Source organism: Microbispora sp. KK1-11 (assembly GCF_006874435.1).
Classification (GTDB): Bacteria; Actinomycetota; Actinomycetes; order Streptosporangiales; family Streptosporangiaceae; genus Microbispora; species Microbispora catharanthi.
Genome location: NZ_VIRJ01000020.1, coordinates 47177 through 73343 on the forward strand (window position 1 = coordinate 47177; position 26167 = coordinate 73343).

Annotated in this window: 20 protein-coding genes; 11 read left to right on the forward strand and 9 right to left on the reverse strand. The window is 72.7% G+C overall.

From position 1 onward, the window contains the following. Positions 1–32: 32 nt before the first annotated feature. Positions 33–2786: an immune inhibitor A domain-containing protein gene (locus tag FLW16_RS25995; RefSeq protein ID WP_142562764.1), complete on the reverse strand. Its 2754-nt coding sequence runs from the start codon at positions 2784–2786 to the stop codon at positions 33–35. Positions 2787–2983: 197 nt separating this feature from the next. Between FLW16_RS25995 and FLW16_RS26000 the strand changes: the two genes are divergently transcribed. The 8 genes from FLW16_RS26000 to FLW16_RS26035 all read left to right on the forward strand — a co-directional run bounded on the left by FLW16_RS26000 (position 2984) and on the right by FLW16_RS26035 (position 14040). Further along, positions 2984–4324 (forward strand): FAD-binding oxidoreductase, encoded by a 1341-nt coding sequence (locus tag FLW16_RS26000; protein ID WP_260615585.1) that lies wholly within the window; start codon positions 2984–2986, stop codon positions 4322–4324. 50 nt (positions 4325–4374) lie between these two features. Next, a complete protein-coding gene (locus FLW16_RS44630) occupies positions 4375–6219 on the forward strand; it encodes a serine/threonine-protein kinase (RefSeq protein ID WP_221891296.1) in 1845 nt (614 codons plus the stop codon). Positions 6220–6349: 130 nt separating this feature from the next. Further along, entirely contained in the window at positions 6350–7948 is a 1599-nt protein-coding gene (locus FLW16_RS26010; RefSeq protein ID WP_142562765.1) for an acyl-CoA carboxylase subunit beta, read from the forward strand. Between the two features lie 52 nt (positions 7949–8000). After that, positions 8001–10316, forward strand: coding sequence for a biotin carboxylase N-terminal domain-containing protein (locus FLW16_RS26015; protein WP_142562766.1), 2316 nt, complete (start codon positions 8001–8003; stop codon positions 10314–10316). Continuing rightward, on the forward strand, positions 10313–11113 hold the full coding sequence (locus FLW16_RS26020) for an enoyl-CoA hydratase-related protein (RefSeq protein WP_185949597.1): 801 nt from the start codon (positions 10313–10315) through the stop codon (positions 11111–11113). Before FLW16_RS26015 ends, FLW16_RS26020 begins: the two co-directional genes overlap by 4 nt. Beyond that, on the forward strand, positions 11110–12870 hold the full coding sequence (locus FLW16_RS26025; RefSeq protein ID WP_142562767.1) for an acyclic terpene utilization AtuA family protein: 1761 nt from the start codon (positions 11110–11112) through the stop codon (positions 12868–12870). The genes FLW16_RS26020 and FLW16_RS26025 overlap by 4 nt, the downstream gene beginning before the upstream one ends. 41 nt (positions 12871–12911) lie before the next feature. Beyond that, positions 12912–13127, forward strand: a complete 216-nt coding sequence (locus tag FLW16_RS26030; protein WP_142562768.1) for a hypothetical protein — start codon at positions 12912–12914, stop codon at positions 13125–13127. 67 nt (positions 13128–13194) lie between these two features. Next, positions 13195–14040, forward strand: a complete 846-nt coding sequence (locus FLW16_RS26035) for a helix-turn-helix transcriptional regulator (RefSeq protein ID WP_142562769.1) — start codon at positions 13195–13197, stop codon at positions 14038–14040. A gap of 100 nt (positions 14041–14140) precedes the next feature. Here the strand turns inward: FLW16_RS26035 and FLW16_RS26040 are convergent, their stop codons facing one another. After that, positions 14141–14632, reverse strand: a complete 492-nt coding sequence (locus FLW16_RS26040) for a TetR/AcrR family transcriptional regulator (protein ID WP_182899310.1) — start codon at positions 14630–14632, stop codon at positions 14141–14143. An 84-nt stretch (positions 14633–14716) separates the two neighbouring features. Between FLW16_RS26040 and FLW16_RS26045 the strand changes: the two genes are divergently transcribed. Beyond that, positions 14717–15856 (forward strand): FAD-dependent monooxygenase, encoded by a 1140-nt coding sequence (locus FLW16_RS26045; RefSeq protein WP_142562771.1) that lies wholly within the window; start codon positions 14717–14719, stop codon positions 15854–15856. Positions 15857–15977: 121 nt separating this feature from the next. On the opposite strand, the gene FLW16_RS26050 is transcribed toward FLW16_RS26045, so the two are convergent. From FLW16_RS26050 to FLW16_RS26060, 3 genes are all read right to left on the reverse strand, one after another. Next, on the reverse strand, positions 15978–16394 hold the full coding sequence (locus FLW16_RS26050; RefSeq protein WP_139574893.1) for a bacterioferritin: 417 nt from the start codon (positions 16392–16394) through the stop codon (positions 15978–15980). A 61-nt stretch (positions 16395–16455) separates the two neighbouring features. Further along, positions 16456–18645 carry a glycosyltransferase family 39 protein gene (locus FLW16_RS26055; RefSeq protein WP_142562772.1) on the reverse strand — a complete coding sequence of 730 codons (2190 nt, stop codon included), beginning with the start codon at positions 18643–18645 and terminating at the stop codon, positions 16456–16458. Next, positions 18642–19814 carry a bifunctional glycosyltransferase family 2/GtrA family protein gene (locus FLW16_RS26060; protein WP_142562773.1) on the reverse strand — a complete coding sequence of 391 codons (1173 nt, stop codon included), beginning with the start codon at positions 19812–19814 and terminating at the stop codon, positions 18642–18644. The genes FLW16_RS26055 and FLW16_RS26060 overlap by 4 nt, the downstream gene beginning before the upstream one ends. 237 nt (positions 19815–20051) lie before the next feature. On the opposite strand from FLW16_RS26060, the gene FLW16_RS26065 reads away from it, so the two are divergent. Continuing rightward, positions 20052–20348, forward strand: coding sequence for a FitA-like ribbon-helix-helix domain-containing protein (locus tag FLW16_RS26065; RefSeq protein ID WP_142562774.1), 297 nt, complete (start codon positions 20052–20054; stop codon positions 20346–20348). 8 nt (positions 20349–20356) lie between these two features. Beyond that, positions 20357–20803, forward strand: coding sequence for a type II toxin-antitoxin system VapC family toxin (locus FLW16_RS26070; protein WP_142562775.1), 447 nt, complete (start codon positions 20357–20359; stop codon positions 20801–20803). A gap of 467 nt (positions 20804–21270) precedes the next feature. Here FLW16_RS26070 and FLW16_RS26075 read toward each other — a convergent pair whose 3' ends face one another. From FLW16_RS26075 to FLW16_RS26090, 4 genes are all read right to left on the reverse strand, one after another. Next, a complete protein-coding gene (locus FLW16_RS26075; RefSeq protein ID WP_221891297.1) occupies positions 21271–22212 on the reverse strand; it encodes a glycosyltransferase family 2 protein in 942 nt (313 codons plus the stop codon). A 179-nt stretch (positions 22213–22391) separates the two neighbouring features. Continuing rightward, the gene (locus FLW16_RS26080; RefSeq protein WP_142562776.1) at positions 22392–23825 is read right to left on the reverse strand and encodes a cell wall metabolism sensor histidine kinase WalK; all 1434 of its coding nucleotides are present in this window, start codon (positions 23823–23825) and stop codon (positions 22392–22394) included. Further along, positions 23822–24541, reverse strand: coding sequence for a response regulator transcription factor (locus FLW16_RS26085; protein ID WP_185949598.1), 720 nt, complete (start codon positions 24539–24541; stop codon positions 23822–23824). The genes FLW16_RS26080 and FLW16_RS26085 overlap by 4 nt, the downstream gene beginning before the upstream one ends. A gap of 20 nt (positions 24542–24561) precedes the next feature. Then, positions 24562–26103 (reverse strand): NAD(P)/FAD-dependent oxidoreductase, encoded by a 1542-nt coding sequence (locus FLW16_RS26090; protein ID WP_142562778.1) that lies wholly within the window; start codon positions 26101–26103, stop codon positions 24562–24564. Positions 26104–26167 lie beyond the last annotated feature (64 nt).

The following is a 26167-nucleotide window of genomic DNA, read 5'->3' on the forward strand; positions in this document are numbered from 1 at the left end:
GGGGACCACAGGGCTCTACAGCCCGGTGGCGGTTACTTCTTGGCCGGGGTGACCTGGACGATCGCGCCCAGGTTGGCCGGCAGCGGGCTGATCAGCTTGATCTGCACGCCGAGCTGCTTGCCCTCGTCGCCGGGGTTGCCGGTGCCGAGGATCGCGCCGCCGATGTCGGTGCCGTACAGCTCCGTCGCCGGGGTGCCGTCCGCGTGGACGATCCTGGTCGAGTACGGCTGGTTGTCCTTGGACGGGACGACGGCCGAGGAGTCACGCTGGCGGTAGTAGAGGCTGTCGTCGCGGACCTCCAGGCCGGGGTACCAGCCCTTGGCGTCCGTGAACGCCGACACCGCCGCCTGCTTGCCGAACGAGGTGCAGTACTCCTTGAACGGCTCGCCCTCGACGCACTCCTTGAACGGGTAGGTGCCGACGAAGTTGAACGCCGCGTTGGACGACTGCGGACGGGACGGCAGGTTCTTCAGGACGGTCGGGTCCTTCTCCGCCGCCGCACCCGTACGGCGCAGCGGGTCGAAGTGCGAGTCCACGATGAGGAGCTCGCCCTTCGGGCCCACCGACGGCAGGTCGAACGTGCGGCCCGAGACGTCGTTGTTGGCCACCGAGGTGTCGCGGTACCACACGAGCAGGCCGGGGGCGTTGTACTTGACCTTCTCGACCTTCCACGCGCCGTCGCGCAGCCAGGTCGTGTCGTAGGCGTACTGCAGGCCCTTGTCGAACCCGTCGAAGTTGCGCCACTCGGCCAGGTAGTACTGCGCCGCCTGCTCCTGGCCGGAGTGGATGACCCAGCCGGCGCCGCTGGTGTCGGTGAACGTGCCCTTGGTGGCCGTCCAGCCGTTGGCGCCGCCCTCGACGTCGTCGGTCCAGACCGCGGTGGCGCCGTTGTTCAGCGAGAAGTCGTCGTTGAACCAGCCGCGCTGCACGGACGCCGCGTCCGTGGCGTAGCGCAGGCGGATCTGGACGGACTTGCCCGCGAACGGCGCGAGGTCGACGTACAGGTGGTGCCAGCCGCCGCTCTCACCGGTGAGGCCGTACTTCTTGTTGCCGTAGTCCTTCAGGCGGCCGTTGGGGTCGGTGTAGTCGTCGCCGGTGCTGGCGAGGCTGCCGTCCTCGTTGTAGATCTTCTGCTCGGTCCAGGTGGCGCCGCCGTCGGCGGAGATCTCGAAGAACCCGAAGTCCCAGTCGGCCTCGATGCCCCAGTCGCTCCACCACCAGAACTTCGCGTCCGGTCCGGCGGGGACGTCGACGATCCTGCTCAGCTTGTTGTCGGCCCAGTCCTGGTCGCTGTTGGACCACCACAGGTTCGCCCCGCTGTGCGGGGTGGACATGATGTTCTGCTTGTCCGGCAGGTTGATCCGGACGCCGTCCTCGGTGCCCTTCGGCGTACGCGAGGTCTGGCCGACCGCCACGAGCTGGTTCTTGCCGCCCGGCTCGATGATCTTCGGGTTGGCCCAGCCGAGCACCCACTTGTCCCACAGGCCCATGTGGGTGGGCAGGGACTGGAAGATCGGCCCGGAGTGCGAGCCGCTCGACATCAGGTCCCAGAAGTCGACGTCGGAGTCGCCGGCGCCGGTGGTGTCGTACAGGTCCGGCAGGCCGAGGTCGTGGCCGTACTCGTGGGCGAACACGCCCACCCCGGCGTCCTCCGGCTGCAGGATGTAGTTGGAGATCTTCACGCTCGTGCCCGGCACCGTGTAGCCGCCGGCCACGTCGCTGGAGTGGGCCCACAGGGAGAACGTGCCCTCGGCGCCGCCGCCGCCCGACTTGTCCTCACCGGCGTGGATCAGCACGAGGTGGTCGACGACGCCGTCCGGCTCGTCGTAGTTGCCGTCGCCGTCGGCGTCGGAGGTGTCCTCCACGTCGTAGTCCGCCCACGGGAAGTTCGGGTTCGACTTCACGAGCGCGTCGACCGCGTCGACCGCCAGCTGGGCGGCGCCGCGCGGGTTGTCCGGGTGGCCGGTCATGTCCTGCGGGTAGGTGTGGCACTTGCCCGCGCCGTACCACGCCTCGGAGTGCGGGACCTTGATCCAGCCGACGGCCTCACCGGTGACGGTGTAGGCGCCCTTCGACATCTCCTCGTACATGTTCTTCATGGTGGAGCCGGAGATGTCGATGCCCTTCTTGCCGTCCCGGGGGTCGGTCAGGTCCGGGCGGACCCGGGTCGTGATCCCCTTGGAGGTGTAGAGCATGTTGTTGTAGTGGGCGGTGTTGAAGTCGGCCACCCACATGGAGTTGTTGTCCTTGCCCCCGCCGCCTGCGGTCGCGGGGTTGGGGATCTTGTTGTGCAGCGGGCCGTTCAGCTTGGTGCCCGGCGGCTCGGTGATGCAGTCGTCGACGTCGTCGATCGTCTTCGGGTGCGACCAGCCGGAGAAGTCGTCGTTGGCCTGGTCGTTGAACTCGACCAGCAGCGTGAGGAGCTTGGCGGTGCGGGTCGTCTGCGCCTTCTTGTAGATGAAGTCGAAGGGGTTCTTCCCGGTTCTGATCGCCTGCTTCTCGTGCTTGGCCAGCACCCGCGCCGCGACCGGGTTGCCGCTCGCGAACTTGTGGTCGACGGCCTGTGCCAGGGCCGCGGTGCGCTTGGCGCCCTTGGCCGGGACCTTCTCCTCGGTCGTGGTGAAGTCGCCCTGCACACGCGGCGGCGCGTAGTTGATGTAGTGGTCCTTGGCGGAGGGCTGGTAGCCCGCCGTGGGCGCCGCAGCCGCACCGGCCGCGGCCAGACCTCCTGCCGCCAGCCCGAGCGCGGGCACGATCGCGGCGAGACGCCGGATTCTTCTGGACAACGAGATCCCTTCCCGTCCGGGTTCCCCGGACACCCATGCACAGCGCGCCGGGATGAGCGCGCATGCGGGACCTTAAACGAGGGGGTAAAGGGAGGGTAAAGAGGCAACCGGTATGGTTGTCAAAATGTGATCTGTACCGAAAACCGTTAATAATTCCGGATGAGAGCCGATACCGAACCGTGTCGTAAAGTCCAGACGTGAACGAGCTGACCTCCGCGCTCGCCGCGGCGCTGCCGGACGGGCGAGTCCTCACCGACCCCGACGTCACCGACTCGTACGCCAGGGACCGCACGTTCGTGCCGCCGGGCAGGCCGCTCGGCGTGGTCCTGGCGGAGTCGCGCGACGACGTCGTGGCGACGATGCGCTGGGCGAGCGAGCACCGCGTGCCGGTGGTGCCGCGCGGCGCGGGCACCGGGCTCGCCGGCGGGGCGACGGCCGTCGACGGCTGCGTCGTCCTGTCCCTCGCGCGGATGACCGCGATCCGCGAGCTGTCGCCCCAGGACGAGATCGCGGTCGTGGAGCCCGGCGTCATCACCGCCGACCTCGACCGGGCGGCCCGCGAGCACGGCCTGATGTACGCCCCCGACCCCTCGTCGTACGAGATCTCGACCATCGGCGGCAACCTGGCGACCAACGCGGGCGGCCTGCGGTGCGTGAAGTACGGCGTGACCCGCGACTCCGCGCTCGGGCTCGAGGTCGTGCTGGCGGACGGGCGGGTGCTGAACACCGGCCGGCGGACGATGAAGGGCGTGACCGGCTACGACCTGACCGGCCTGTTCGTCGGCTCGGAGGGCACGCTCGGCGTGATCACCGCCGCGACGGTGCGGCTGCGGCGGGCGCCGCGCGAGATGGCCACGGTCGCCGCCGAGTTCACCTCGCTGCGCGACGCCGCGGCGGCCGTGTCGGCGATCGTCGCCGCGGGCTGCCAGCCGTCGATGCTCGAACTGATGGACCGCACGACCCTGCAGGCCATCGACGACTGGAAGAACATCGGGCTGGAGCCCTCGACCAAGGCGATGCTCATCGCCCAGGCGGAGGGCTCGGCGGACGAGATGGCGGCGCTGTGCGGGGCCGCGTCGTTCGTCGCGGTGTCGTCCACGCCGGAGGAGGCCGCCGAGCTCATCGGCATCAGGCGCCTGGCCTACCAGGCCAAGGAGCGGCTGGGCCAGTGCCTGGTGGAGGACGTGTGCGTGCCCCGCTCGGCGCTCCCCGAGATGATCACCACGATCGAGGAGGTCGCGGCCCGGCACGGCGTCATGATCGCGACGGTCGCCCACGCGGGGGACGGCAACGTGCACCCGGTGTTCGTGTTCGACCGCGGCCTCGCCGAGCCGCCCGAGGAGGTCTGGACCGCGGCCGACGAGGTCTTCCGCGCCGCGCTCGACCTCGGCGGGACGCTCACCGGCGAGCACGGCGTGGGCCTGCTGAAGAAGCGCTGGCTCGGCCTGGAGACCGGCCCCGTGGCGGCCGAACTGCACCAGGGCATCAAGCAGGTGTTCGACCCCCTGAACATCCTCAACCCCGGTAAGGCGATCTGACCACTGGTAGCGTTTGGTCCCATTGTCAGGTTGCGTGTTAATCGGGGGCGATGGTGGCGTTAGAGGCTGGGGATCCCGACCGCCTGGGCCCGTTCACGCTCGTCGACCGGCTCGGGGAGGGCGGCCAGGGAGTCGTCTTCCTCGGGCGCGGCCCGGCGGGCGAGCAGGTCGCGGTCAAGTTGCTGCACACCCGGCTGACGGCCGATCCCGAGGCACGGGAGCGGTTCCTGCGCGAGGTCGCGCTGGCGCAGCGGGTCGCGCCCTTCTGCACGGCCCCCGTCCTGTACGCCGACCTCGCGGGCAATCAGCCGTTCATCGTCAGCGAGTTCGTGTCCGGGCCGTCGCTGCGGCAGCTCGTCGACCGGGAGGGCCCGCGCCGGGGCGCCGCGCTCGAACGGCTCGCCATCAGCACGGCGACGGCGCTGGCCGCCATCCACCGGGCGGGCATCACCCATCGCGACTTCAAGCCGGCCAACGTCCTGATGGGCCCCGAGGGCCCGGTCGTCATCGACTTCGGGGTGGCCAGGGCGCCCGACTCGCCCCAGTCCACCGCGACCGGCGCGTCCATCGGCACGCCCGCCTACCTGGCCCCCGAGGTGCTCTCCGGCGGCACGGCGGGCGCGTCCGCCGACATGTTCGCCTGGGGCGTCACGATGGCGTTCGCCGCCACCGGCAGACCCGCCTTCGGAGCGGACACGATCCCCTCGGTGATCACCCGGATCCTGCACGCCGAGCCCGACCTGGGCGACCTCGCGGCGCCCCTGCGGGACATCGTCGCCGCGTGCCTGTCGAAGGACCCCGCGCTGCGTCCCTCGGCCGAGGACGTGGTCGCGCGGCTCACCGGGCAGCCCACCGTGCCCGTACGGCCCGCCGCCGCACCCCAGCCGCAGACACCAGGACCGCAGACACCCGGGCCGCAGGCATCCGGTCCGGGGCCGCACGGGGCCTACCCCCATGCCCCCGCGCCGGGACCGCAGGGCGCCGCACCGGCGCCCGGGCCGCACGCGCCCGCCCCGAGGCCGCAGGGCGCCGGAGCGCCCACGCCGCCCGCACCGCCCGTACGGCGCGGGCCCGGCCCCGACGGGGCGCGGCCGCGGCGGCCGGTGCTGACGTGGACGGCGGCCGGGATCGGGGTGTCGGCCCTCGCGGCGGCGGCCTTCCTCGTGCCGACGTGGGTGTCCGCCCAGCAGATCTCCTCGGAGGACGCCCTCGGCCCGACCGCCTCGCCCGCGGTTACACAGTCCCAGGACGCCGAGGTGCCCATCCCGCAGCCGTCCGAGCTGGTCACCAACCCCGCGCGGCCGAAGGACAGGAAGCCCTCGCCGAGTCCCTCGGCACGCCGGCCGAGCGTGGGGCCGAAGCCGTCGGCCTCCCCCGCGCGCACCCGCCGGGCGCAGCCGTCGCCCTCCCACGCGGTCCCGACCCAGGTCAAGCCCACTCACAAGGCCACCGCGCCCGCGCAGACCACCCCGGCGCCCGCGCAGACCACCCCGGCGCCGGCGAAGACCACCGCGGCGCCCAAGCCCAGCCCGACGGCCAAGGCCACCCCGACCCAGACCGCGGCGCCCAAGCCCAACCCGTACACCGCCAAGGGCGTGTGCGGCGGCGGCTACGCCGTCGTCGACTCGCACTCCTACGGGCAGGCGACGACGTACCTGCTCTACAACGCGTCCAACGGCTACAACTGCGTGATCACCATGTCGAAGTACGTCGTGCCCGGGAAGATCAAGATGAGCGCGGTGCTCAAGGTCCAGAACGGCTCGTCGAAGACCGACTCCGGCAGCTACACGACCTACGCCGGGCCGCTCCGGCTGCCGGCCAAGGGCAAGTGCGTCATCTGGGGCGGCGGCTACGGCACGGCCGCCTGGAGCAGCGCGTGGTCACACTGCGGCTGATCCGGAAGGCGCCGGGGCTGGTTCAGGTCGAGGCCGATTCGGACGGGGCGGGGGCCGGACCCGGCTCGTTGACGTGACGGCGGCTCACCACGGAGGATCATCACGTGACAGAACACGGTTCGGTGGTGCCATGACGGTGCTCGTCAGCCGGCTGGACACCTCCAGCGGCGAGTACGGAACGCGGCGCGAGGCCATGCTGGCGAAGCTCGCCGAGCTCGAGGCCGAGCACGCCAAGGCCGTCGCCGGAGGCGGGCCCAAGTACGTCGAACGGCACCGGGAGCGCGGCAAGCTGCTCCCCCGCGAGCGCATCGAACTGCTCGTCGACCCCGACTCGCCGTTCCTGGAGCTGTCCCCGCTGGCGGCCTGGGGCACCGAGTATCCCGTCGGCGCGAGCGTCGTGACCGGCATCGGGGTGATCGAGGGCGTCCAATGCGTCGTCACGGCCAGCGACCCGACCGTGCGCGGCGGCGCGTCCAATCCCTGGACGCTGCGCAAGACGCTGCGCGCCGCCGAGATCGCGCTGCGCAACCGCATGCCGTACGTGAACCTGGTGGAGTCGGGCGGCGCGGACCTGCCGTCGCAGAAGGACATCTTCATCCCCGGCGGTCAGGTCTTCCGCGACCTGACCCGGCTGTCGGCCGAGGGCGTCCCGACGATCGCGCTGGTCTTCGGCAACGCCACCGCGGGCGGCGCGTACGTGCCGGGCCTGAGCGACCACGTCGTCATGGTGCGGGAGCGGGCCAAGGTGTTCCTCGGCGGCCCGCCCCTGGTGAAGATGGCGACCGGCGAGGAGTCCGACGACGAGTCGCTGGGCGGCGCGGAGATGCACGCGCGGGCCTCCGGGCTGGCCGACCACCTCGCCGCCGACGAGTACGACGCGCTGCGGATCGGCCGCCGCATCGTGCGGCGGCTCGACTGGCGCACGAGCGGGAACGTTCCCGCCTCCGGCTACGCGGCTCCGCTGTACGACGAGGACGAACTGCTGGGGATCGTGCCGGAGGACCTGAAGGTCCCCTTCGATCCCCGCGAGGTCCTGGCCCGGGTGGTGGACGGCAGCGACTTCGACGAGTTCAAGCCGCTCTACGGGCCGAGCCTGGTCACCGGGTGGGCGAGCGTCCACGGCCACCCGGTCGGGGTCCTCGCCAACGCCAGCGGCGTGCTGTTCGGCGCGGAGTCCCAGAAGGCCGCCCAGTTCATCCAGCTCGCGAACCAGTCGCGTACGCCGCTGGTCTTCCTGCAGAACACCACGGGGTACATGGTCGGCAGAGAGTACGAGCAGAGCGGCATCATCAAGCACGGCGCGCTGATGATCAACGCGGTGGCCAACTCGACCGTGCCGCACATCACGATCGTCATGGGCGCCTCCTACGGCGCGGGCAACTACGGGATGTGCGGGCGGGCCTACGACCCCCGCTTCCTGTTCAGCTGGCCGAGCGCCAAGTCGGCGGTCATGGGCCCTGCCCAGCTCGCGGGCGTCATGTCGATCGTGGGCCGGGCCGCCGCCCAGGCGCGGGGGCAGGTCTACGACGAGGAGGCCGACGCGGCGATGCGGGCGGCGGTCGAGGCGCAGATCGAGTCGGAGTCGGCGGCGTTCTTCCTGTCCGGCCGGCTGTACGACGACGGGGTCATCGACCCCCGCGACACCCGTACGGTGCTCGGGCTGTGCCTGTCGGCGGCGGCGGGAGCGCCGGACGCCGGCCGGGCCGGCTACGGCGTCTTCCGGATGTGACCGGCATGCTCATCGGCACCATGCGTACGCGGATCGACGGGGGTGAGGGGTCATGATCGGGCGGCTGCTGGTCGCGAACCGCGGGGAGATCGCCCGCCGGGTCTTCCGCACCTGCCGGGAGCTGGGGATCGAGACCGTCGCCGTCTTCACCGACGCCGACGCGTCCGCCCCGCACACCGCCGAGGCCGACCAGGCCGTACGGCTGGGCGCCCCCCTGGCGTACCTCGATCCGGAGCGGATCGTCGAGGCGGCCCGCAGGTCGGGAGCCGACGCGGTCCACCCCGGGTACGGCTTCCTGTCGGAGAACCCCGGCTTCGCCCGCGCCGTGCTGGACGCCGGGCTGACCTGGATCGGCCCCTCCCCCGAGGCCGTCGCCGCGATGGGCAAGAAGATCGAGGCCAAGGCGCTGATGGCGGAGGCCGGCGTGCCGGTCCTGCCGACCATCCCGCTGTCCCCGGACGGCCCGGTGGAGATGACGGCTCCCGTGCTGGTCAAGGCGTCGGCGGGCGGCGGCGGGCGCGGCATGCGGGTGGTGCGCGATCCGGCCGATCTCGCCGGGGCCGTCGAGTCGGCCCGGCGGGAGGCGCTGTCGGCCTTCGGCGACGGCACGCTGTTCGCCGAGCCGCTGCTTGAGGGCGCCCGTCACATCGAGGTGCAGATCCTCGCCGACGCCCACGGCACGGTCTGGGCGCTCGGCGAGCGCGAGTGCTCGATCCAGCGCCGCCACCAGAAGGTGATCGAGGAGGCCCCCTCCCCCGCGGTCACCCCCGAGCTGCGCCGCGAGCTGAGCGAGGCGGCGATCCGGGCCGCCCGCGCGATCGGCTACCAGGGCGCGGGCACCGTCGAGTTCCTGCTGTCGGACGAGGGCTTCTTCTTCCTGGAGATGAACACCCGCCTCCAGGTGGAGCACCCGGTCACCGAATGCGTCTACGGGGTCGACCTCGTCCGGCTGCAGATCGAGGTGGCCGAGGGCGCCCATCTCGCCGCGCTGCCGCCGAGCCCGGTCGGTCACGCGATCGAGGCCCGTCTGTACGCGGAGGACTCCGGGGGCCGCCCGCAGAGCGGCGTGCTGCACCGTTTCGAGATCCCCGGCGTGGACGGCGAGTTCGGGCTCGGGGCACGGCTGCGACTCGACTCGGGCGTGCTCTCCGGCACCGAGGTGGGCGTCCACTACGACCCGATGCTCGCCAAGGTCGTCTCGTACGGCCGGGACCGGGCGGAGGCGGCCCGGCGGCTGGCGGACGCGCTCGCGCGGGCGCGCATCCACGGGCTGACGACCAACCGCGACCTGCTCGTGGGAGTGCTGCGGCACCCGGACTTCCTGTCCGGGGCGCTCGACACCGGCTTCCTCGACCGGCATCCCGCACCGGCCCCGCTCGCCGGTCCCGAGGCCGTACGGCTGTCCGCGCTCGCGGCGGCGCTCGCCGGGGCGGCTGCCAACCGCGCGGCCGCCCGGCGCGAGGGCGTGCTGGGCGGGCTGCCGAGCGGCTGGCGCAACGTCCCGTCCCAGCCGCAACGCGCGGTGTTCCGCGCCGAGGACGGCGGACGCCTGGAGGTCGCCTACCGGCTGACCAGGGACGGGCTGCGGGCCGAGGGCTTCGAGGACGTCACGCTCGTGGCGGCGGAACCCGGCCGGGTGGTGCTGGAGACGGCGGGCCTGCGGCACGCCTTCGAGGTGGCCTCCTACCCCGGCTTGAACCCCGGCTTGAACCCCGGCACGGTGCATGTCGACTCCCCGCTCGGTCCGGTGCGGCTCACCCCCGTCGAGCGGCTGCCCGAACCCGCCGCGCGCGTGACGCCGGGAGCACTGCCCGCCCCGATGCCGGGTACGGTCCTGCGTGTCGAGGTCAAGCCCGGTGACGTGGTCGAGGCCGGGCAGCCGGTGGTCGTGCTGGAGGCGATGAAGATGGAGCACCTGATCGTGTCCCCCGCCTCGGGCACGGTGGCCGCGCTGCACGTGACGCCGGGCGCGCAGATCGAGGCGGGCGTGCCGCTCGCCGTCATCGAGCCGTCGCCGCCGCGGGAACCGGACGGCGGCCTGCACGCGGAAGGCACCGGAACGGAGCCCGCGGCGGAGCCCGGCGCCGAAGCCGGCACGGCGGCCGGTGCGGGTTCTGACCCGGATCGGGGCGACCTCCCCGGCGCGGAAGGCCACCCGGAGACGAGACCGGAGACAGGGCCGGAGACACTGCCGGAGACACGGCCGGAGACGAGCGCGGATCCGGGCACGCCAGGCGGCCCGGAGATGGGCCCGGAGATCGGCCCGGAGATGAGCACAGAGATCGGCCCGGAGACGGGCACGGCGATCGGGGCACAGATCGGCAGGGAGATCGGCGCGGATCCGGGCGGGGAGGCGACGCAGCAGTGAGCGAACCCCAGGAGGTGCTGGTGCGCCGGGAGCAGGCGGGCGGCGTGGCCACGATCACGCTCGACTCGCCGCACAACCGCAACGCCCTGTCGTCCCGGTTGCTGCGGCAGCTCGACGACGCCCTGACGTGGGCGCTGGACGAGCCCGCCGTACGGGTCGTCGTGCTCACCGGCACGGGGCCGGTGTTCTGCGCGGGCGCCGACCTTAAGGAGCAGCGCGGCGGAGGGGCGCCGGTCACCGCGTCGTTCCCCGACATCATGCTGCGGATCTGGGAGAGCCCGAAGCCGGTCGTGTGCCGCCTGAACGGCACGGCGCGAGCGGGCGGCCTCGGCCTGGTGGCGGCCTGCGACTTCGCCGTCGCCCCGGCGACCGCGTCGTTCGCCTTCACCGAGGTGCGGCTCGGGGTGGTCCCCGCCATGATCGCGGTCACCTGCCTGCGCCGCCTGGAGCCCCGGGCCGCGGCCGAGTATTTCCTCACCGGCGAGGTCTTCACCGCCGAACGCGCGGCGGAGATCGGCCTGCTGACCCGGGCCGTCCCGGAGGAGGACCTCGACGCGACCGTGGCCCACTACACCGGCATGCTGCTGCGCGGCGGCCCCGAGGCGCTGTCGATCACCAAGCGGCTCGTGCGGGAGGTGCCGCTGCTGCCGGTCGAGGAGGGGTTCCGCGCGATGGCCGCGCTGTCGGCCGAGCGCTTCACCTCGGAGGAGGGGCAGGAGGGCATCCGGGCCTTCGCGGAGAAACGGCCCGCCGCCTGGGTTCCCGCCGAGGCCCCGGCCGCAGAAGCCGGGCGATGACCGCGGAGGCCGGACGGCCGGGACCGATGCGGGTCGCGAACTGCGGCGGCTTCTACGGCGACCGGCTGTCGGCCGCCGAGGAGATGGTCGAGGGCGGGCCCATCGACGTGCTGACGGGCGACTGGCTGGCCGAGCTCACCATGTCGATCCTCGCCGGCAACCGGCTCAAGGGCCGCCCCGGCTACGCGCGTACGTTCCTCACGCAGATGGAGCGGGTCCTCGGCACCTGCCTCGACCGGGGCATCAGAGTCGTCGCCAACGCGGGCGGCCTCGATCCGGCCGGTTGCGCGGAGGCGGTCTCGGCCCTGGCCGACCGGCTCGGGCTGCGCGCGGCCGTCGCCCACGTCACCGGGGACGACCTCATGCCACTCGCCGAGCCGCCGGTCAACGCGGACACCGGCGAGACCCTGCGGGCGGCGCCCCTCACCGCCAACGCCTACCTCGGCGGCCGGCCGATCGCCGTGGCGCTCGAACACGGCGCGGACGTCGTCGTGACCGGGCGGGTCACCGACGCGGCGCTGGTCACCGGGCCCGGCATGTGGTGGTTCGGCTGGGGTCCCGGCGACCTCGACCCGCTGGCCGGTTCCGTCGTCGCCGGGCATGTGATCGAGTGCGGCTGCCAGGCGACCGGCGGCAACTACGCCTTCTTCGAGGAGGTGCCGGACCTCGCCCACTGCGGCTTCCCCATCGCCGAGCTGTACGCCGACGGGTCGAGCGTGATCACCAAGCACCCCGGCACCGGCGGACTGGTCTCGGCCGGGACCGTGACCGCCCAACTGCTGTACGAGATCGCCTCGCCCCGCTACCTCGGGCCGGACGTGATCGCCCGGTTCGACACCGTCCGGCTGGAGCAGGAGGGGCCCGACCGGGTCAGGATCACGGGCGTGCGCGGCGAACCCCCGCCGGACACGCTGAAGGTCGCCGTCACCTACCTCGGCGGCCACCGCAACACGATGACGCTCGTGCTGACCGGCCTCGACATCACGGCCAAGGCCCGGATCGCGCAGGAGGCGATCTGGGCCCGCGTCCCCCGCGAGTCGTTCGAGCGGGTCGACGTGGAACTCACCCCCCTCGGCCATGCGGAGGTGAACGGCGGGGACGACGCCGGGACCGCGCTGCTGCGGATCACGGTCATGGACCCCGATCCGCGCAGGGCCGGGCGGGCGTTCTCCTCCGCCGTCGTGGAGACCGGTCTGGCGAGCTACCCCGGCTTCTACGGCCTGACGCCGCCCGGCGACGCCTCCCCCTACGGGGTCTACTGGCCCTCGTCGGTCGACGCGGGGGCCGTACTTCCGGTGGTGACCGTGGACGGGGTCCGCGTCGAAGTGCCGCACGTGCCGCCGTCCGGCCCGATTTTGGGCGAGCAGGCGGGCGGGCCGCCGCCGGGCGACGCGGCCGGTGCCGCGGTCCCGCCGTACGCCGGGGATCTCGCGGCCGGGCCGGTCGCGCCGCTCGGCACGGTCGCCGGCGCCCGCTCGGGCGACAAGGGCGGCGACGCCAACCTCGGCGTCTGGGTGCGCGACCCCGCACGGTATCCGTGGCTCGCGGCCTTCCTGACCGTTGACCGGCTCAGGGAACTGCTGCCGGAGGTCGGCGACCTCCCGATCGAGCGGTTCGCGCTGCCGAACCTGCACGCGCTGAACTTCGTCGTCCACGGGCTCCTGGGCAGAGGCGTGGCGGCCAGCCCGCTCCTCGACGCCCAGGCGAAGGCGCTCGGTGAGCGGCTTCGCGCCGTGTGCGTGCCCGTTCCCCCATGACTAGGATTGCGCCCGATCGCCGCCAATCGGGAGACAAGGACATGCGATTGCGCTTTCTCGGCTCCACGTCGGAGGCGGGGGCCTGCCCCTCCCTCTACGAGACCGACCGCGGCACGATAGTCGTCCAGGGCCTGGAGGTCGTGGACCGGGAGGCCCGCGCCGACCTGCGCCATGTGCTCGACGGGGAGAACGCGGTCGAGGTGCCGAGGGAACTCCTCGTCGAGATCGCCCGGCGGGTCTTGCCTGATCACGACTGATGGCCGCCCTCTGGCGTGATCCGGTGTGCCGGGTCTACCTTGGTCCGCACCACGGCCGGAGGTGGGCATGAGCGGTTTCCATCAGGCCCGCATGGACCTGGGAGCCCAGCTACGCCGGTTGCGGGAGAACGCCCGCATGTCCGGGAAGGACCTCGCCGAGCGGCTGCGCTGGCAGCCGTCGAAGGTCTCGCGGATCGAGAACGCCCGCCAGACCGCCACCGAGGACGACGTGGCCCTGTGGGGGAAGGCCGTGGACGCCGACCCGCAGACGGTCGACGGCCTGATCCGGCAGGCGGCCGGCCTGCTGGAGCGGCAGGACTCCTGGCGCCAGCGGCACAGGAACGGCCTGGCCGGGCTGCAGGAGGACGTCCGCGACCTGGAGACGCGCACCCGGCTGTTCCGGGCCTTCGAGCCGGGCGTGGTGATCGGCCTGCTGCAGACCACCGAGTACGCCAGGCACATCTTCGGCAAGGTCAGGCGGGTGTACGAGTCCACCGACGACGTGGACGACGCCATCCGCGTCCGCATGCGGCGCCAGGAGATCCTGTACGACCCGGCGCGGCGGTTCCGGTTCGTCATGCCGGAGGCGGTGCTGCGTTACCGGCTCGCGCCGCCGGACGTGATGCGCGGCCAGCTCGACCGGCTGATCGCGGTGACCACGCTGCCGAACGTGGAGTTCGGGCTGCTGCCGTTCGAGGCGCAGTTGCCGTCCGCCCTGATGAACTCGTTCTGGATCTACGACGACTGCATGGTCGGGGTCGCGACCAGGACAAGGGACCTGCTGCTTCGCGACGCCGAGGACGTCGCCTTCTACGCCCAGGCGTTCGAGGAGTTCTGCGAGGTGGCGGCCTTCCGCGACGACGCGAGGGCGCTGATCGTGCGCGCCCTCGACGACTACGCCCGGCCGCGCTGACCCGGCCGCGCTGACCCGGCCGCGGGTGGCCCGGCCGCCGTACGCTCACCGCGAGGCGCCGCCGTGCCACCGCCGGCGGGCCTGGAGGCCACTGTGCCGGTCAGAGCTCGGCGGCGAGCGAGCGAAGCCCGGCGATCACCTCCGCGCCGCTGGGGGCGCGGTCGGGATCCACCAGCCATTGCAGCATCAGGCCGGTCAGCAGGGCGAGCGGCACCGAGCCGCCGAGTCCCTCCCGTCCCTCGCGCTGCCCCTTGGCGAGGTGTTCGCGCACCTCCGGTGACCGCTCGGCCTGCACCACGGCCTCGAGCTGGGCCACCCACAGCGCCCGGTGGGTGGTGAAGCTGTCGATCAGCGCCTGCCAGCCCTCCTCGGGCTTGCCGGACGGGGCGCGAGAGGCGAGTTCCTGGGAGAGCTCGTCGACCGCTTCGACCAGGGCCTGGGTGAGCAGGGCGTCCTTGGAGCCGAAGTGGTAGCCGATGGCGGCATGGCTGACCCCGGCGGCAGCGGCGATGTCGCGGACGGTCGTGTGCGCCCACCCGCGCTCGATCAGGCACCGCTTGGCTCCGGCCAGCAGATCCTCTCGGTTTCCCATGCCGCGCAGCATACCGGATGCCTTGCCCAAATGGTTTATCCAAATGGTTTGACCACATGGACAAACCCGGGCTACGGTCATGCCATGACCACGACGAAGGTTCTGATCTCGGGTTCGAGCGTGGCCGGACCCGCCCTCGCCTACTTCCTGCACCGCGACGGCTACGACGTGACGGTGGTCGAGCGCGCGCCTGACCTGCGCGACAGCGGCTACGCCGTGGACTTCCGCGGCGCGGCCTTCGACGTGCTGGAGGAGATGGGCATCCTCTCCGAGGTCCGCGAACACGACACGAAGATGAGCGGCACCGTCCTGGTCGACGAGGAGGGCGCCGAGATCGGGCGCCTGCCCGCCGAGGCGTTCGCCGGCGAACTGGAAGTGCCCAAGCGGGAGCTGACCCGCATCCTGCACCGCATCACCGCCGGCGACGTGGCGTACGTGTTCGACGACTCGATCACCGCACTGACCCAGCACGAGTCCGGGGTCCACGGGTCTGGGGTGACGGTCGAGTTCGAACGCGGCGGCACCCGCGAGTTCGACCTGGTGTTCGGCGCCGACGGCGTGCACTCGAAGGTGAGGCAGCTGGCCTTCGGCCCCCATGCCGGCGCGCTGCGCCACCTGGGCCTTTCCGGTGCCGGCTTCAGCATCGCCAACCACCTCGGCCTTCGCCGCAGCGGAATCCTGCAGCACGGCAAGGACACGGCGATCTTCCTGCTCAACACCGGCGACGCCGACCGGCTCACGGTCAGTCTGTCCTTCTCCACGGCCTCACCCGCGCTCGACAGGCGGCCCAGGCACGAGCAGGAGCAGGCGGTGCGCGCCGCCTACGCCGGGCGCGGCTGGCAGGTGCCCCGGCTGCTGGAGGCGATGAGCGAGGCGGACGACTTCTACTTCTCCTCGACCTGCCAGGTCCACCTGGACCGCTGGTCGTCGGGCCGGATCGCGCTGGTCGGCGACGCGGGCTACTGCGCCGCGCCGACCAGCGGCATGGGCACCTCACAGGCGCTGATCGGCGCCCGGACGCTGGCACGCGCCCTGGCCTCGGCCGGCGGCGATCACGCGGCCGCCTTCGCCGCGTACGAGGCGGAGCTGCGGCCCTATGTCGCGGAGAACCAGGCGTTGGGCCAGGAGACCGCGGTGACGATGTTCGGTGGCGGCGGAAGCGGCGGCGGAAGCGGCGGCGGAAGCGGCGGTGGAACCGGCCCTGCGGACGCGCACAGCGCGTAGCGCCGCTCCTCGTGGGCACGCGCCCGGCCGGTTGCGCCCGGCCTTCCCGGCACTCACCTGCGGGACGTCGCGGCCCGGCACCGGCCGCGACGTCCCGCCTCACTCCCCCCGCGGCCGTCCGTCACTTCCCCAGAGCGGTCTGCAGGTCCATGACGTGGTCCTGCGTCTGCTGCAGCAGCGGGCGCAGCGCCTCGGCCACGTCGCTCAGGCCGAGTTCCTGGGCCTGCTCCACGCGCTCGCGGTAGCGGCGCAGCTGCTCCTGCTCCAACTCCAGGTCGAGCCGGAGGGCGTCGGCGCCGTCGGTCGCCACCGGCACCTCGGGAACGCGGACGCTCGGGACGCCGCCGAGGAAGTCGATCTGCTCGGCCAGCGTGCTCGCGTGGTCGAGTTCCTGGCCGAGGTGCTGCTTGAGCTCCTCGATGATCGACAGGTACTGCGCGCCCTTGATCGTGGCCGTGTGCTGCACGTACTGCACGATCGAGCGGTACTCGCTCTCCAGATCCTCGTTGAGCAGGGCGATGAAGCCCTCGGTGTCCATAGGAGTCCTTTCATCGGTCGGAAGGCCATCACGTACCCGCTGAGGAGGCGGCCGAACGCCGTCAGCCCAGCTTGTACAGGGAGGACCCGCTACCGCCCGTGCCGCTGTCCGTGCCCCCGTACTCCACGGCCCCGACCCGCGTGCCGTGCGCCTTCACCCATTCGGTGACGTCCGGGCTCGCGCCGCGGGAGGGCCCGAAACCGCCGTCGCCGATCAGGATGTACGTGAGCTTCCCCTCGGCCACGTACCGCTGCAGCTTGTCCACCGTCATCGCCGGGTCGGACCCGGTGAATCCGCCCATCGCGATGACCGGCTCGCCGGTGGACAGGATGAGCGACGACGCGCTCTGCGCGCTGTCCACCGCCACCAGCCAGGTGGCGCTGCCCTTGTTCCGCTTCAGGTACGCCGCCATCGCGGCGTCCACCTGGCCGCCGGGCCCGCGCATGCCGCGTCCGCCCTGCACCGCCCTATCCTGCACGGCCCTATCCTGCACGGCCCCGGCCTGCGTGTTCCCGCCGGGCGCCTCGCCCCCGGGAGCCGTCGCGCCTCCCGGTCGCATGCCTCCGGGCGGGGTCATGCCGCCGAAGCCGCCGCGGCCGAACGGTCCTCCCATGCCCTGCGACGGCCCCGCCGTGGGGTTGGTGCCGTTCACCGCCGCGCCCAGCGGCGTCACCGCGTACGCCGCCGGACCGGCCAGCCCGGCCGCGACCGCCGCGGCGAGCGCCACGGCCGTGATCCGCGCGGCCGCCCGGCCCCCACGCCCGGCCGGACCGCCACGCCCGGTGTCACTCTCCGTGTCACTCTCCGTGCCGCGGCCCGCGAACGCCGTGACCGCCAGGGCGAGCACCGCGACCGCCGTGGCGCCCGCGACAACCCAGGCGAGCCACGGCACGAACTCCGGCGTACGGCGCAGCACGACGAACGACCAGGCTCCGGTCACGGCGACCGCGGCGGCCAGGATCAGCCGCCAGGCGGCCGAGGCGCGTGCCGCCCGCCACATCAGCACGCCGCCGACGCCGGTCAGCGCGGCGACCGCGGGGGCCATCGCGGTCGTGTAGTACGGATGGAAGGTGCCGCTGGAGAAGCTGAAGACGGCATAGTGCACGACGAGCCAGCCGCCCCACACCAGCAGCGACGCGCGCACCGCGTCCCTCGCGGTCCCCTTCGACGGCTGGAGGCGCGGCCTGGAGACCAGGACGAGACCGCAGACGAGGGCCACGGCGGCGAACGGGAGCAGCCAGGAGATCTGCCCGGCCATGACGTCGTTGAACAGCCTGCCCGCGCCGGACGCGCCGCCGAAGCCGCCACCGGCCCCACCACCCGGGCCGCCGCCGAAGGCGCGTGTCACGCCTTCCGGGGCGTCGGCGGGAAGCCTGCCCGGGCCGCCGCCGTTGCCCGCGCCGCCGAAGATCCGGCCCAGGCCGTTGTAACCGATCACCAGGTCCCAGACGGTGTTGTCCGTGCTGCCGCCGATGTACGGCCGCGAGGACACGGGCCATCGGTCGACCACGACCATCCACCACGCGCTGGTGACCACGAGGACCGCCCCGGCGGCCAGCAGGCGTCCGATCCGGCGTACGAACGCCCCCGGCGCGGCGTAGAGATAGGTCAGCGCGAACCCCGGCAGCACGAGGTATGCCTGGAGCATCTTGGTGTTGAAGGCGAGGCCCACCAGCACGGCCGTGACCAGCAGCGTGCGCAGGCGCCCGGTGCGGATCGCCTCCATGCAGAACCATCCGGCCGCGACCAGCAGCAGCACCAGGACGGTGTCCGGGTTGTTGTCCCTGTTGATGGCCACGGTGATGGGGGTCAGCGTCATGACGAGCGCCGCCAGCAGGGCCGCGGCCCCGGCCGCACGGGCGTCGAGCCCGCGCAGCGCCCGCCCCGCGGCGGAGTGGACCAGTGCGACCGACGCCACGCCGGCCGCCGCCTGCGGCAGCAGCATGCTCCACGTGCCGAACCCGAAGATCCGCGCCGACAGCCCCATCACCCACAGCGCGAAGGGCGGCTTGTCGACCGTGATGTACGACCCGGCGTCGAGCGCGCCGAAGAAGAACGCCTTCCAGCTCTTCGTGCCGGAGTAGATCGCGGCGGCGTAGTAGTCGTTGGCGTACCCGTTGCGGCCGAGCGCCCACGTGTAGAGCACGGCGGCCAGGACGAGGACGGCCCATTTCCCCCAGCGCAGGAGCGGCGTCACCCGGTCCGCCGGGGCCCGGTGGCTCATCGGGGTCACGGAGGCGAGGAGGGTCATCGGGAGTCCTTCCGGGGCGCGAAGACCCAGGAGCGCAGGAGCAGGAAGCGCAGCAGGGTGGCCAGGCCGTTCGCCACGATGACGGCGGCGAGCTCGGCCGCCCGTGACGCGCCGCCGGGCAGCGCGGCCAGCCCCCCGCTGGTCAGCGCGAGCCCGGCGACGAAGGCGACGAGCCCGCCGAGGTGATGCCGCAGAGCGCCCGCCCGGCCCCGCACGCCGAAGGTGAAGCGGCGGTTGGCCGCGGTGTTGGCGACGGCGGTGACGAACAGCGCGATCGCGTTGGCCGCCACGGGCGGCAGCACCGAGCGCAGCATCCAGAACAGCGCCAGGTGCGCCACGGTGCTGATCGCCCCGATCACCGCGAAGACGGGGATCTGCGTGCGCATCGACGTCCGGGACGGCGGCGCCGCGGGGGCCGCGAGGCTCCCCCGGGCGACCCGCCACATGCCCTTGAGGTCGTCCACGGCCGTCCTGACGATGTCCACACGGCTGTCGGGGTCGTCCACCCAGTCGACCGGCACCTCGTGAATGCGCAGCCCGTGCTGCTCGGCCAGCAGCAGCAGCTCGGTGTCGAAGAACCACGCCTCGTCCTTCACCGCGGGGAGCAGGGCCTGCACGACCTCGGTGCGCGCCGCCTTGAACCCGCACTGCGCGTCGGAGAAGCGCGCCCCCATGAGCGAGCGCAGCAGCAGGTTGTACGACCTGGAGATGACCTCCCGCTTCGGGCCGCGCACCACGTTGGACCACGGGGACAGGCGGGTCCCGATCGCCAGGTCGCTGTGGCCGGTCATCAGCGGCGCGATCAGGGGGAGGAACGCGTCCAGGTCGGTCGACAGGTCCACGTCCATGTAGCCGACCACGTCGGCGTCGCTGGACTCCCACACCCGCCGCAACGCCCGGCCCCGGCCCTTCTGGTCGAGATGGACGGCCCGCACTCCCGGCAGCTCCCGGGCCAGCCGCCGGGCGATCGTCCACGTGCCGTCCGTGCTCGCGTTGTCGGCGATCGTCACGCGGAAGCCGTACGGGAAGTCTCCGCTCAGGTAGGCGTGCAGCCGCTCCACGCTCGCGGCCAGGACGCGCTCCTCGTTGTACACGGGGACGACAACCTCGACCAGGCGGGTCCTGCGGGACGCCCCGGCCGCCGGCCCGGAAACCATCGTCATGCTCATGGGCCCACGCTCGCGGGCCGGAATGGGACGGCTCTGAGGCGTTCATTAACCCCGGATGAGAACGCCCCCGAGGGGCTCCGGTCAGACGATCGGGGGGCGGCCCGGTGACCATGACCTGGCCCTCGATCGAACCCACCGTCTCGTTGGGCCGCTCGGTGCCGCTGCCAGTAGGAGACAAGCGGGGCCAGCCGCCCAAAGTGATATCACAGTAGCGGCCTTTATTGATAGCATCGAACGATGAAACAACTGCTGCTTCGGATCGATGACGACCTACATCGGCGCATCACGCGCCGAGCTCACCGGACTGGCCGATCCATCAACGCGACCGCCGGAGAGATCCTCGCGAGGGGCGTCGCCGATGAGGTGCTCGACGCACGGGCCGAACTGCGCGCCCGGGCCCGCCGCCTGGGTGTCCTCGCGGAAGGTCATGTGCCCACGGCGCAACGGGTGACCAGCACCGACCGCGAGCGCGCTCTGGAAACGACCGAAGGTATCGGCCCCATACTTGACCGGCTCTGGGCCGAAGGTCGCTGACCGCCGCCATGCTCACCTATGTCGACTCCTCCGTCCTCGCCTGCGCCTACCTTCGTGACGAGCCCGGTCATGGCCGGGCTCGTGAGCTGCTGGAAGACCCTGATCATCTGTTGGTGACGGGGACGCTGACGGTGGTTGAAGTGACCGGCGTTCTGGTGCGCGCGGCACGCACGCAACGGCTGATGGATCTGGACGGAACTCTCGCGGTTCTATCGTCCGACCTCGGCGAAGACGGTCCTGTCACGCTGCTCGCCGCTCCACGTGAGGTACTCGAACGGCGCGCCACCGAGATCGTCTATGCCCATGCGCTGCGCGCGCTCGACGCGATTCACCTCGCTCTGGCCGAGACCGCGGCGATTCCTCTTCTGGAGGAAGAGGGAGACAAGCTCGGCTTCGCCAGCCGCGATCGCTTTCAGGCGCAGGCCGCCGAAGCACTCGGATTCGCTCTCGTGTGAACCCCGGCCAGCCGTGCACACAGCCGCATTACCGCAAGGAACGGCAGACGGTCGAAGAGCCGCGACGCTGGGCGACCGCGAGGGAGGAAACCCATGCGCGTACCGAGCAGGACGTCCGCCGACACAGCGCCGCACTCATCGGGCGCATCGACCACGCGAAGGCCAGGGGCACGCTTGAGGGCGTCCAGCGCGCGATAGACGCGCTCCGGAAGACGCTGGCGGACGTCCCGACGGGCAACCCGGGATTCGGCGCGGAGCTGAGGAAGCTGCGCGAGCGTGAGGCCTGGCTCCAACGAGCCCTGGCAGAAAGAGATCATGCGTCCCGTTCCCGCACCTGAGGGGCGCAGCCCAAGAGCGTCCGGCTGAAACGTGATCGACTCCGGGAGGTGCTGCGTCGGCTGCTGGAGACGGACATCGCGTGATCGTTTCGGCCCTCGAGGTGCGAGACGCCGCCCTGGCCCCGCCGGTCAGACGATCGGGGGGCGGCCCGCGCGGGTGAGGCGTGCCACGGTGGCCCAGGACATGGGACGGCGCTGCCCGTGCCCGCCCTTCAGGCCCTCGCGCAGCCCCCGGAACCAGACGGCGAGGTTCGCGCGGGAGCGGATCCGGGCGACGCTGACCACGGTCCAGACGGCCAGATAGACCGGAATCAGCGGGGCGGGCAGGCGGCGGTAGGCGAGCCACACGCGGTTGCGCGCGACGAGGCGATAGAAGGGGGCGTGCCTCGCGGGGTCGGTGGCGGGGTGGTGGATGACGACGTCCGGCGCGTAGTGGCCGACGCGTCCGAGGTCCCACAGCCGCCAGCTCAGGTCGATGCCCTCGTGGAAGAGGAAGAAGTGGCCCGGCCAGCCCCCGGCCTGCTCGTAGTCGGCGCGGCGGACGAGGACGACGCCTTCGGCCATGACGGTGATGGTGCCGGGCCGGGAGGCGGTGCCGGCGCGCAGGCGGGGCACCCAGCGGCGCAGCGTGACCCCGGTGCCGGGGTCGGCGATGCGCGGCTGGATGTACGCCGCCGTCGGGTGGCGGCGGGCGACGGCGACGAGCCGGGCGAGGGTGTCGGTGACAGGCAGGACGGCGTCGTTGTCGAGGAAGAAGACGAACTCACCGGCGTCGGGCCCGGCGAGGGCGTCGGCGCCGGCGTTCCGCCCGGCGGGGATGCCCTCGTTGACGGGCAGGACCACCGTGCGGACCCCGGCGGGCACGTGGTCGGGCTCGACACCGTTGCCGACGATGACCACACGCAGGTCGACGTCCCGCTGGGCCAGGAGGGACTCCATCGCCCGTTCGAACGGCTCGGGCCGGTCGTTCATGGTGAGCACCACCACGTCGACGGTGGCCTTCGGGCTGGTCATCCTGTCGCGTCTCCAGAACGGGCTCGGCACCTGGTGGAGCGAGCGGGATCTCGTCATCCGTCGTTCCCGTCGCGTTAACCCGCCCACACTAGTGGAGCACCGCCGTTCGAAACTCCCGATGGCACACGTTGGCGGGAGCCGTTCGCCCGGCCGCACCGGGGCTCCTGGCGGGGCACCGCCGGAGATCCATCGGTACGCCTCCCGCCGAGGTGCGCCTCCTCCATGCCGTGAGCGGGTCAGGGGGTCGGCGGGCCGCCGGGGAGTTCGACCGTGGCGAGCGTGCCGCCGCCGGGCGCGTTCTCGATCGCGACCCGTCCCCCGGCGTCCCGTACGGCCTGCGCCACGATCGACAGGCCGAGGCCCGAGCCGGGCAGGCTGCGCGCCGACGGCGAGCGCCAGAACCGCTCGAAGACGTGCGGCAGCTCGTCCCCGGGGATGCCGGGGCCCTCGTCGCGCACGGTCAGCACGCCGCCCTTGAGCCGCACGGTCACCAGGCCCCCGGGCGGGCTGAACTTCACGGCGTTGTCGAGCACGTTCACCGCGGCCCGCTGCAGGCCCCGGGCGTCCCCGTGGACCTGCCACGGCTCCAGGTCGACGTCGAAGCGCAGCCCGGGGCCGCGCCGCCTGGCCCGCTCGACCGCCGACGCCACCACCTCGTGCAGGTCGATGTCGGACGACAGCTCGCCGCTCTCCGCCTTCCTCGACAGCTCGAGCAGGTCGCCGATGAGGCTCGACATCTCCTCGAACTGCTCCTTGACGTTCGCCAGCAGGCGCCGCTTGGCCGCAGGCTCGATGGCGCGGCCGGTGTTCTCACTGCGCAGCATCAGGTCGATGTTGGTGCGCAGGCTCGTCAACGGGGTGCGCAGCTCGTGTCCCGCGTCGGCCACGAGCCGCCGCTGGCGCTCCTGCGAGCTGGACAGGGCGGCGGTCATCGTGTTGAACGACCGGCTGAGGCGGGCGATCTCGTCCTCCCCCTCCACCGGGATCGTCACGCTCAGGTCCTCCGTCCTGGCCACGTGCTCGACCGCGCGGGTCAGCCGCTCCACCGGGCGCAGCGCCGTACGGGCCAGCCAGAGACCGGCCACGGCGGCGCCGAGCACGCCGAGCACGCTGACCGAGCCGAAGACGAGGGCGAGGATGCGGAGCGTCTGGTCCATCTCGGCGGTGGAGCGGAACACGCTGACCGTCACCGGGCCCTGCGGCAGGGGCGGCTCCGGGAACTGGGCGGCGTCGCCCGGCGGGCCGCCGAAACGCGGCTGATACCTGAAGGTGTAGACGAGCACCGAGGTGCCGTCGGTGGTGACCGCGTCGCGCAGCACGGGCGTGCCGCCGGAGACCGCCATCATCTGCTCCCGCGCGGTCGGCGTCACCTGCGCCGATCCGGACGCGACGCACACCGAGCCGTCCGCCAGGACGACCTGCCAGCTGCGCCCGGAGGGGTCCCAGTCGGGCCGCGGGTGGCCCTCCTTGCGTCCCTGACCGGCGCAGTCCCGCAGCGCGAACCCGACCTGTTGCGCCGGCGGCTGCAGGTGCGTGATCGAGCCGACGATCTGGCCGCGCATCTCGCCGCGGACGAGCAGCCAGCACACGGCCGCCGCCACCGCGACGGCCAGGGCGACCGCCGCCGCGATCAGCAGGGTGAGCCGGGACCGGAGCGAGCGCCGCCTCACGGCGACGGCCGCAGCACGTAGCCCACGCCGCGCACGGTGTGGATCAGTCGCGGCAGCCCGCCCGCCTCGGTCTTGCGCCGCAGGTACATCACGTACACGTCGAGCGAGTTCGACGACGGCTCGAAGTCGAAGCCCCACACCTCCCGCAGGATCTGCTCGCGGGTGAGCACCTGACGGGGATGGGTGAGGAACAGTTCGAGCAGCAGGTGCTCGGTGCGGGTGAGGTCGAGCCTGCGGCCGGCCCGGGTGACCTCCCAGCTCGCGGTGTCCATGCGCAGGTCGCCGAAGGCGAGGACGTCGCCGCCGCTCTCGTTCTGCGCGTACTGCCCGCCGCGCCGCAGCAGCGCCCGCACCCGGGCGAGCAGCTCGTCGAGCTCGAACGGCTTGACCAGGTAGTCGTCCGCCCCGGCGTCCAGACCGGAGACGCGGTCGCCGACGGCGTCGCGCGCGGTCAGCATGAGGACCGGGAGCCGGCTGCCCGAGGCGCGCAGCCGCCGGCAGGCCGTCAGCCCGTCGAGCCGGGGCATCATGACGTCGAGGAGGACCGCGTCGTACGATCCCCCGTTCTGTCCCGCGCGGTCGAGGAGGTCGAGCGCGGTCAGCCCGTCGGCGGCGGTCTCGACCGCGTAGCCCTCGAACTCCAGGCTGCTGCGCAACGCCTCCCTCAGGGCGGGCTCGTCGTCCACTACCAGTAGTTTTGCCGGTTCCTCACGCACCGGCACAAGCTACCCGGGCGTCATGAAGGTTCCGTTAACACCGCCATCGCGGCGTTGTGGCCGGGGATGCCGCTGACGCCGCCGCCTCGACGGGCGCCCGCGCCGCACAGCAGCACCCGCTCGTGCGCCGTCTCGACGCCCCACTGAGCGGGCCGGGCCCCGTGGCCGCCCTCCTCCTCGGCGTACGGCCAGGACAGGTCGTGGTGGAAGATGTGGCCGCCGGGCAGGCCCGCGTCCCGCTCCAGGTCGAGCGGGGTCTTGACCTCCAGGCAGGGCTCGCCCGAGGGCGCGCGCAGCAGGCAGTCCTCGATGGGCTCGTCGAGCACGGAGTCGATCGAGGCGAGCGTGCGGGCCAGCGCCTCCCGCTTGGCCGCCGGATCGGCGAACAGGCGCGCCGGCATGTGCAGGCCGAACAGCGTCATCGTGTGCGCCCCCGCCTCCCGCAGCCGCGGGCCGAGGATCGAGGGGTCGGTGAGCGAGTGGCAGTAGACCTCGGCTGGCGGCAGGTCCGGCACCTTCCCCGCGGCGGCCTGCGCGTACGCCGCGGCGAGCTGGTCGCGGCTCTCGTTGATGTGGAAGGTGCCGCTGAACGCCTCGGCGGGGTCCACGGCGGGGTCCCGCAGCCGGGGCAGCCGCGACAGCACCATGTTGATCTTGAGCTGGGCGCCCTCGGGCCGCTCGGGCGTCTCCCCGAGCAGCCGGGCGAGCACGGCGGGAGGCAGGTTGGCCAGCACCTTCCCCGCGGTCACCGCGTGCTCCGCGCCGTCGTCGAACGTGACCTCTCCCGTGCCCGGGTCGATGGCCAGCACCTCGGCCCCGGTGCGGATCTCGGCCCCGTGCCGCCGGGCGACCTCGGCGAGTTCGGTGGTCACCGCGCCCATGCCCCCGACAGGGACGTTCCACTCGCCCGTGCCGTCGCCGATGACGTGGTAGAGGAAGCACCGGTTGGCCAGCAGGTCGGTGGCCGGATCGGCGAAGGTGCCGATCAGGGCGTCGGTGAGGACGACCCCGCGGACCGTGTCGTCGGCGAACCGCTCGTCCACCACCTCGCCGACGGGCCGTTCGAACAGGTCGCGCCACGCCTCGTCGTCCCCCACGACCTCCCGCAGGGCCGTACGGCCGCGCAGCGGTTCGAGCAGGGTCGGCGCGACCCGCCGGGCCACGTGGGCGGTCATCCCGTAGAACCGCTCCCAGGCCGCCAGGTCGTGCCGTCCCCCGGTCACCGCCTCGAAGGAGGCGGCGGTGCGCGCGGCGTCCTCGTTGTCCACGAGCAGGCCGGTGTCGCCGGCCGGGGTGTAGGAGGCGAAGCGGCGGCGGCGCAGGTCGAGGCGCAGCCCCAGATCCTTCACGATCTTCGTGGGCAGCAGGCTGACCAGGTAGGAGTAGCGCGACAGCCGCGCGTCCACGCCGGGGAACGCGCGGGCCGACACCGCGAGGCCGCCCACGTGGCCGAGGCGTTCCAGGACCAGCACGCTGCGCCCCGCCCGGGCGAGGTAGGCCGCGGCGACGAGACCGTTGTGCCCGGCGCCGGCGATGACGACGTCGTAGTGCGAGCGTGGCATGGAGCGTTCTCCCGGGTCGTACGTGGCTCGGTGTCACAGGTGTTCGCGGGCCGGGGCGGCGGGC